The 8,350-nt window shown below is 72.8% G+C and carries 6 protein-coding genes and 1 pseudogene; 4 read left to right on the top strand and 3 right to left on the bottom strand.

All coding sequences use genetic code 11. The features are described from left to right. Positions 1–126, top strand: a pseudogene (locus tag D0D28_RS34570) (IS630 family transposase); the annotation flags it as partial. On the opposite strand, the gene D0D28_RS34575 reads toward D0D28_RS34570, so the two are convergent. After that, a complete protein-coding gene (locus D0D28_RS34575; RefSeq protein WP_094006094.1) occupies positions 123–644 on the bottom strand; it encodes an NUDIX hydrolase in 522 nt (173 codons plus the stop codon). The pseudogene D0D28_RS34570 and the gene D0D28_RS34575 overlap by 4 nt on opposite strands. 50 nt (positions 645–694) lie before the next feature. Here D0D28_RS34575 and D0D28_RS34580 point away from each other — a divergent pair, with 50 nt between their 5' ends. Then, positions 695–2,272 (top strand): RecQ family ATP-dependent DNA helicase, encoded by a 1,578-nt coding sequence (locus D0D28_RS34580; protein WP_116115399.1) that lies wholly within the window; start codon positions 695–697, stop codon positions 2,270–2,272. Positions 2,273–2,315: 43 nt separating this feature from the next. Here the strand turns inward: D0D28_RS34580 and D0D28_RS34585 are convergent, their stop codons facing one another. Then, positions 2,316–3,902, bottom strand: coding sequence for an IS1634 family transposase (locus D0D28_RS34585; RefSeq protein WP_094006092.1), 1,587 nt, complete (start codon positions 3,900–3,902; stop codon positions 2,316–2,318). A gap of 147 nt (positions 3,903–4,049) precedes the next feature. On the opposite strand from D0D28_RS34585, the gene D0D28_RS34590 reads away from it, so the two are divergent. Next, positions 4,050–6,641: a bifunctional FO biosynthesis protein CofGH gene (locus tag D0D28_RS34590; protein WP_116115401.1), complete on the top strand. Its 2,592-nt coding sequence runs from the start codon at positions 4,050–4,052 to the stop codon at positions 6,639–6,641. Between the two features lie 67 nt (positions 6,642–6,708). Here the strand turns inward: D0D28_RS34590 and D0D28_RS34595 are convergent, their stop codons facing one another. Then, positions 6,709–7,221, bottom strand: a complete 513-nt coding sequence (locus D0D28_RS34595; protein ID WP_094006090.1) for an FBP domain-containing protein — start codon at positions 7,219–7,221, stop codon at positions 6,709–6,711. Positions 7,222–7,268: 47 nt separating this feature from the next. Here D0D28_RS34595 and D0D28_RS34600 point away from each other — a divergent pair, with 47 nt between their 5' ends. Then, positions 7,269–8,087 carry an inositol monophosphatase family protein gene (locus D0D28_RS34600; RefSeq protein ID WP_116115403.1) on the top strand — a complete coding sequence of 273 codons (819 nt, stop codon included), beginning with the start codon at positions 7,269–7,271 and terminating at the stop codon, positions 8,085–8,087. Positions 8,088–8,350: the final 263 nt, after the last annotated feature.

Genomic DNA, 8,350 nt, shown 5'->3' on the forward strand with positions numbered 1-8,350 from the left:
GACATCCGCGCATGGATCGAGACCTGGAACAACGAACCACGGCCCTACGTCTGGACCAAGACCGCCGACCAGATCCTTGACTCCATCGCACGCTACTGCACGCGAATTAATAACTCAGGACACTAGAGCCGCTCGCGCACGCGGCGCAGCGTCTCCCGCACGTTGGCCTCCGTCGCGGCGTCGATCGCGTCGTCCAGGGTGAGCCACTTCAGCGGCGCGTCCGGTTTCTCCGGCCGCGCCGCTTCCGGCTGCCCGGTCGCCAGCACGTACCGCAGGTCCGCGTGCTCGTGCGCGGGCTCGGCGCCCTTCGCCGGCACCGGGACGACCACCGCGTGCAGCAGATCCGCCGTCGGCCACGGGCGCAGGTCCGCCAGCCCGGTTTCCTCCCGCCCTTCGCGCAGCGCGATGTCCAGCGGGTCCGTCTCCCCCGGATCGCCGTGCCCGCCGACCTGCAGCCACGCCTGCTGCCGCTCGTGCCAGCGCAGCAGCACCCGGCGCGTCGGCGGGTGGACGATCACCGCGGAACCCGTGACGTGCAACGGAATGTCCCGCGCGAACGGGTCCGCCACGCTCGCCAGCAGCTCCCGGATCCGCGCCACATCGGCGTTCTCGGCGTCGTCCCGCGCCGTGTATCCCTCCAGCATGCCCGCAGCCTACGGTGTTTCCGCACCCCGCATGCGGGAACACCCCGCCGGTGTCCAGACACGACGAACTCCGCCGCACCGCACGTGACACCTTCGGCTGGGCGGAGCTGCGCGACGACCAGCTGACCGCGATGGAGGGCCTGCTCGACGGCCGTGACGTGCTCGCCGTCATGCCCACCGGCTCCGGCAAGTCCGCGATCTACCAGATCCCCGCGCTGCTGCTGGACGGGCCGACGCTCGTCGTGTCGCCGCTGACCGCGCTGCAGCGGGACCAGGTCGGGCAGATCGCGGACAGCGACGCCCCGGACGCGGTCGCGGTCAACTCCGCCCAGCCCGCCCGCACCACCAACAAGGCGTGGGACGCGGTCACCCGCGGCGACGCCGAGTACCTGTTCCTCGCGCCGGAACAGCTGGCCAAGGACGAGGTGCTGGAGCAGCTGGACGAGATCCGGCCCAGCCTGTTCGTCGTCGACGAGGCGCACTGCGTGTCCGCCTGGGGCCACGACTTCCGCCCGGACTACCTCCGCCTCGGGCAGGCCATCGAACGCCTCGGGCACCCGCGCGTGCTGGCCCTGACCGCGACCGCCGGCGGGCCGGTGCGCGACGACATCGTCGCCCCCCTGCGCCTGCGCGACCCGGTGCGCGTGGTGTCCGGATTCGACCGGCCGAACCTCTACCTCGCGGTGCACCGCGCCACCACCGAGGAGGACAAGCGGGCCGCCGTCCTGCGCTGGGTGCGCGACGCCCCGAAGCCCGGTCTCGTCTACGCCGCGACCCGCAAGGACAGCGAACGCTACGCCGGGGAACTGGGCGCGGTCGCCTTCCACGCCGGGATGCCGGCGGCCGACCGCAAACGCGTGCACGAGGATTTCCTCGCCGGCCGGGCCGACGTGGTGGTGGCGACCTCGGCGTTCGGCATGGGCATCGACAAGCCGGACGTGCGGTTCGTGGTGCACGCGTCGGTGCCGGAGTCGGTGGACTCCTACTACCAGCAGATCGGCCGCGCCGGCCGGGACGGCGAGCGGGCCGACGCGCTCCTGTTCTACCGGTCCGAAGACCTGGGCCTGCAGAAGTTCCTCACCTCGCGGCGCTTCGACGACGAGGGCACCCGCGAAGTCGCGGAGGCGTTGCGCGACCACGACGACCCGCACGACCTCGACCTGTCGCACCGCCGCGTCATGAACAACCTGAACCTGCTGGACCAGGCCGGGTTGGTGGAGGACACCGGCGCGGGCTTCCGGTACACCGGCGGCGATCCGGCGGAGGCCACCGAGCGCGCCGCCGAGGTGGCCGCGCAGCGCAGGAAGCTCGACCGGTCCCGCGTCGAGGTGATGCGGGAGTACGCCGAGACGTCGGCGTGCCGCCGCCAGTTCCTGCTCGGCTACTTCGGCGAGGCGCTGGACGAGCCGTGCGGCTTCTGCGACACCTGCGACGCGGGCACGGCCGTCGCGCAGGCCCCGTCCGACGGCGAGTTCCAGCCGGGCACCCCGGTCCGCCACGCGGAGTGGGGCTCGGGCCAGGTCGTCCGCCGGGAGGCCGACAAGGTCACCGTGCTGTTCGACGAGGCCGGCTACCGCTCGCTGTCGCTGCCCGCGGTGCGCGCGAAGAACCTGCTGACCGAGGAGTGACACCCGCCCGCGAGTCCCACACTCCCGCCCGCGAGTCCCACGTTCAGGGCGCGTAGGCGTCCAGCCCGAACAGGTCGAACAGCTTCTGCTGCACGGCGTCGCGGCAGGTCAGCAGCCGCCGGGTGCGCGGGCGGCCGCCGGTCGACGGGTAGCGCAGCACCGTCTCGCCGATGCGTGACAGCAGGTCCAGCAGCTCCCGCACCGACAGGTCCAGCCCGGCCCGGTCGGCTTCCTGCCGCATCACGTGCGTCACCGCCGTCGCCAGCACGCTCACCAGCGAATGCACCGCGATCCGGTGTTCGGTCCAGTGCCGCCGCGGTGCGGACGCCGCCACGAACGGGCCGTTGAGCTGCCGGAACGTCGAGTCCAGGTGGTAGCGCGCGCGGTAGGCGGTGATGACGTCGGCGACCGGCCAGTCGTGGTCGGTCACCAGCAGCTGCTTGCCGAAGTACTCCTCGTCCAGGCGCGACCGGGCGTTCTCGTCGACTCGCCACTCGAGCCGCAGCTCGGCCGGGCGCGTCCCGGTCAGCCGGGTGGACAGCACGCGGTCGACCCACCGCACCCGCGTGATCCGCGCGATCTCCGTCAGCACCTGTTCGCGTGGCCGCCGGTTGGTGCCGGCCGCCAGCGCCAGGGCCAAGCCGTCGAGCTGCCGCGTCGCGCTGCTCAGCGCCTGCGCGAACCCGCGCGCCTGCGCCGCGTGCAGCTTCGCCGAGTGCGTGAGCACCACCCGCCGCGTCGCGCCGGACACCACCGCGTGCGTGTCGAGCGCCGTCACTCCGGCGAAGCGGTCCGGGTCGACCGATCGCCGCGCCGACGCCGGCCGCGTCAGCAGCTCGGGGTGGTCCCCCAGCGGCAACGCGCCGACGAAGTGCCTGCCGTCGTCGAGGTCGAGCTGCGCGTGCTGGCCCGTCTCGAACACCAGCGTCACCGGCCCGGCCACGCGCGCGGCGAGCCGGTCCGCCGCGAGCCCGAACGGGACCGCGCCCTCCCGCGGGTACACCGCCGACGCGACCGGGATCGAACCGTCCCGGGTGACCACCGTGCTCAATCCGACCGGGGACGCCGCCGCGGTCTCCGATTCGGCGTAGGTCGCGAAGTTCGGCACGTCCACCGCGAGCAGGATCGGCTCGCCGAGGTGGTCCCGCACCCGTGCCGACACCGCCTCCTCGATCCGCACCAGCTGCGGCCGCGTCAACCGCCGCATCGCGCGCCAGAACTCGTCGTCGCGCACCGCGGCCGCCGCGATCCGCGGCCGCACGAACCGGCTCGCCGCGCTCTCCGCCCACCACTGCGCCAGATCCGTGCCCGGCGCGGTCGCGCGGTGCAGCACGGACAACGCGAAGTACGTCCCGATCGAAACTTTCGCCTTGCGCGATCCCAGGACCGCGTCGATGGCCGGACGCACCTGGAGCCGCTCCAGGGTGGACCACACCGCGGCGACGTCACCGAACGCCAGGTGGCGCGTACCGTCGGGGGAACCGGCCGCGCCGTCCAGAGCCGCGGCGATGTCCTCCGCGGTGCCGAGATAACGCTGCGACGTGATCCGCGGCGCGCCGTTCACCCGCCCGGTGTGCGCGAGGTAGTAGTAGGTCCTGCCGCCGACCCGCTTGCCGATCACCGAAGCCACACTTTAGGTAATACGCCTGCCCGTCCCCCGGCGCAATGACGACGGCCACGGTGAGCAGCGGAAACAGGGGTGCCGCCGACCGGTGTGGCCGATCTTGCGCGGCCTGGTCCTGGCACCGCCGACCAGGCCGGTCCTAGCGTTTCGGGTATGGCAACCGCTCCCACCGCCTCCGCGATGCGCCGCGCGCTGGCCCGCGCCCGCGACGGCAAGACCCTCGACATCACCGAGGCGACCGTGCTGTTGCACGCGCGCGACGAAGACCTCGAAACGCTGTCCGAGCACGCCTCCCGCATCCGCGACGCCGGACTGGCCGAAGCCGGCCGCGCCGGCGTCATCACCTACAGCCGCAAGGTGTTCATCCCGCTGACCCGGCTGTGCCGCGACCGCTGCGGATACTGCACTTTCGCGACGGTTCCGGGCAAACTGGACGCCCCGTTCCTGTCGCCGGACGAGGTGCTGGAGATCGCCCGGCAGGGCGCGGCGATGGGCTGTAAGGAAGCCCTGTTCACCCTCGGCGACCGCCCCGAGGACCGCTGGAAGCAGGCCCGTGAGTGGCTCGACGCGCACGGCTACGACGACACGCTGTCCTACGTCCGTGCGATGGCGATCCTGGTGCTGGAGCAGACCGGTCTGCTGCCGCACCTCAACCCGGGCGTGCTGACCTGGCAGGACCTGCAGCGCCTCAAGCCGGTCGCGCCGTCGATGGGCATGATGCTGGAGACCACCGCGACCCGGCTGTGGAGCGAGCGCGGCGGCCCGCACTACGGCTCGCCGGACAAGGACCCCGCCGTGCGGCTGCGGGTGCTGGAGGACGCCGGGCGGACGTCCGTGCCGTTCACCACCGGCATCCTGATCGGCATCGGCGAGAACTACGAAGAGCGCGCGGACGCCCTGTTCGCCATCCGCAAGGTGGCCCGCCAGTACGGCGGCATTCAGGAAGTCATCGTGCAGAACTTCCGCGCCAAGCCGGACACGAAGATGCGTGCCACGCCGGACGCCGACCTGCAGGAGCTGGCCGCGACGATCGCCGTCGCGCGGCTGGTGTTCGGCCCGAAGATGCGCATCCAGGCGCCGCCGAACCTGATCGGCAGCCAGTACGACCTCATGGTGCGCGCCGGGATCGACGACTGGGGCGGGGTTTCCCCGCTCACGCCCGACCACGTCAACCCCGAGCGCGCGTGGCCGCAGATCGACGAGCTGGCGCGGCAGACCGAGAAGGCCGGCTACACGCTGCGCGAGCGGCTGACGATCTACCCCGAGTACCTGCTCGCCGGCGAGCCGTGGCTGGACCCGCGCCTGGCCGGGCACGTCGCCGCGCTGGCCGACCCGGTGACCGGCCTGGCGCGCGAGGACGCGGTGCTCGAGGGCCGCCCGTGGCAGGAGCCGGACGGCGGCTGGCAGGACCAGGCCGGCACCGGGCGCACGGACCTGCACGTCGAGGTCGACACCACCGGCCGCACCGAGGACCGGCGCAGCGACTTCGACTCGGTGTACGGCGACTGGCGGGAACTCGCGTCGCAGGTTCCGTCCGCGCCGCGCCGGATGGACACCGACATAGCGGAAGCCCTGCGCCGCGCGGAACGCGACCCCGCGGGACTGTCCGATCAGGACGCGTTGGCGCTGCTGCACGCGGACGGCGCCGAGCTGGAGGCGCTGACGTCGCTGGCCGACGGGTTGCGCCGGGACGTCAACGGCGACGACGTGACGTTCGTCGTCACGCGCAACATCAACTTCACCAACGTCTGCTACACCGGCTGCCGGTTCTGCGCGTTCGCGCAGCGCCGCACGGACGCCGACGCCTACACGTTGTCGCTGTCGCAGGTCGGGGATCGGGTCGACCAGGCGTGGGAGGCCGGGGCGACGGAGATCTGCATGCAGGGCGGCATCCACCCGGACATGCCCGGCACGGCGTACTTCGACCTGGCGGCCGAGGTGAAGCGGCGGCAGCCGGACATCCACCTGCACTCCTACAGCCCGATGGAGGTCGTCAACGGCGCGTCCCGGACGAACCTGTCCATCCGGGACTGGCTGACGCGCGCGCACGAGTCCGGTGTGGACTCGCTGCCGGGCACGGCGGCGGAGATCCTGGACGACGACGTGCGGTGGGTGCTCACGAAGGGCAAGCTGCCGGCGTCGAGCTGGATCGAGGTGGTGTCCACGGCGCACGAGCTGGGCATCCCGACGACGTCGACGATGATGTACGGGCACGTCGACACGCCCGCGCACTGGGTCGGGCACATCAAGCTGATCGCCGACCTGCAGCGGCGGGCGCTGGAGAAGACCGGGCGGCGCGGGTTCACCGAGTTCGTGCTGCTGCCGTTCATCCACCAGAACGCGCCGATCTACCTGGCCGGGCTGTCCCGCCCGGGCCCGACGAAGCGCGAGAACCGGGCGGTGCACGCGCTGGCGCGGATCCTGCTGCACGGGTTGATCGACAACATCCAGTGCTCGTGGGTGAAGCTGGGCGAGGACACCTGCCGGGACGTGCTGAACGGCGGCGTGAACGACCTCGGCGGGACGCTGATGGAGGAGACGATCAGCCGCATGGCGGGCGCGGACAACGGCTCGTACAAGACGATCAGCGAGCTGGCGGCCATGGTCGCCCCGATCGGCCGCCCGCTGGTCCAGCGCACCACGACGTACGGCCGCCCGTCCCCGGAGCGCGTGGCAGCGGCCCTGGCGTCCGACGGAGTGGCCCAGGCCGTCCGGCGACCACTGTCGCTGCCGATCGTGAGCTGACGCGCCGGAGGGGCGAGCACCGCGCTCACCAGCGTGTTCGCCCCTCCGGCACCGTGTTTCGGCTGCCTCAGGTCACGTTGTCCGTCGTCACCTCGTCCAGGAAGCGGGCGACGTTCGCCAGCATCCGCTCCACCCGCTGCTCCAGCGGCGCCCGGTCCACCGGGTTGTGCACCGCCGGGCGGCGTTTGCCCCGCAGGTACTGCCCGCATGCCAGGTCGGCGCACGCGTAGGTGCCGACGGTGTTGCCCTGCTTCCCCGCCGCGCCGACCCGCCGGGCCGCGAACAGCGACACGTCCGTCGCCGCGTGGATCGTTCCGCAGAACGCGCACAGCGAGGACTTCAGCGAGCTGCGGTGCTTGGCCGCCGCCCGCAACGCGACGCCCACCACGTTCTCCCCGTACGGCGCCACGAGATAGGCGTTCTGGGCGGCCTTCGGATCGCGCCAGCCGAGGAAGTCCACTTCGGACCAGTCCAGTCCGGCCAGTCCCGGCGGCAGGGACAACCGTTGCGCCTCCCCCTTCGAACAGTTGATGAACGACTTGCGAATGCTGGTTTCGTCGAGGGGTTGCACGGCGGACATGATCCGTCGCGCCACGCGCGCGGGCAAGTCAATTAGGATCGACGACGATGAGCACGAAGATCGCGTGGCCGGTGCCCACCCCGGACCTGCCCGGCGACGTCCACCCCGCACTCGCCGCGATGGCCCGCGCCGCCAGCGCCGCCTACGGGGACGCCCGCCGCCGGCACACCCGCACCGAGCTGGCCGAGGAGGTCGCCGACGGCGCGGACGGCACCCCGACCATGCGCGTGGACGAGATCGTCGAGGCCGCGATCGCCGAGGAAGCGCACCGGCACCGCGTCAACCTGCTCAGCGAGGAAGTCGGCTTCGTCGACAACGGCTCCGCGGTGACGCTCGTCGTCGACCCGGTCGACGGCTCGAACAACGCCGCCAACGGGGTCCCGCTGAGCTGCTTCGGCGGCACGGTCGCGGTCGACGGACAGGCCACCGAGGCGCTCACCGTGTGGCTCGACACCGGCCGCGCCTGGCACGCCCGCGCCGGCGAGCCGGTCCCGTTCCCCACCACCGGCCGCACCGAGCTGACCGGCGCGACGGTCAACCTGCTCCGCCCCCACCAGCGCACCGCGGAGGCGTGGATGCGCGTGGCCGACCGGGCGCGGCGCGTGCGGATCCTGTCCACCACGGTCCTGGAGTGCGCGCTGGTGGCCGAGGGTTCGGTGGACGCGTTCTGCGACCCGGGCTCGGACACCCACCGCCTGGTCGACCTCGCGACGGCGATGGTCACGGTGCCCGCGGCCGGCGGCGCGGTGATCGACGTGCACGGCCGCCCGCTGGAGATCGACCCAGACCTGACGCGCCGCTGGTCCGGCATCGCCGCCGCGAGCCGCGCCCTGGCCGACGAGCTGGCCGCGACGATCCTCGGCTGACCGCTGCGGCGAGGCCACGCCGCCCCGTGCCCCTCAGCGGCCACCACCACTCGGCCGCCCCGTGCCCACCGGCGACCGCGCTGCCCAGCACCGCCCCCTGTCGCACTCAGCAGCCACCACCACTCGACCACCCCGCGCCCACCGGCGACCGCGCTGCCCAGCACCGCCCCCTGTCGCACTCAGCAGCCACCACCACTCGACCACCCCGCGCCCACCGGCGACCGCGCTGCCCAGCACCGCCCCCTGTCGCACTCAGCAGCCAC

It is taken from the genome of Amycolatopsis ruanii, from assembly GCF_003385175.1.
Taxonomy (GTDB): Bacteria; Actinomycetota; Actinomycetes; order Mycobacteriales; family Pseudonocardiaceae; genus Amycolatopsis_E; species Amycolatopsis_E thermalba.

Bases quoted from the DNA above. Each gene is read 5' to 3' on its own strand.
- D0D28_RS34590 (WP_116115401.1), top strand. From the start codon at position 4,050: ATGGCAACCGCTCCCACCGCCTCCGCGATGCGCCGCGCGCTGGCCCGC.
- D0D28_RS34595 (WP_094006090.1), bottom strand. From the start codon at position 7,221: ATGTCCGCCGTGCAACCCCTCGACGAAACCAGCATTCGCAAGTCGTTC.
- D0D28_RS34575 (WP_094006094.1), bottom strand. From the start codon at position 644: ATGCTGGAGGGATACACGGCGCGGGACGACGCCGAGAACGCCGATGTG.
- D0D28_RS34600 (WP_116115403.1), top strand. From the start codon at position 7,269: ATGAGCACGAAGATCGCGTGGCCGGTGCCCACCCCGGACCTGCCCGGC.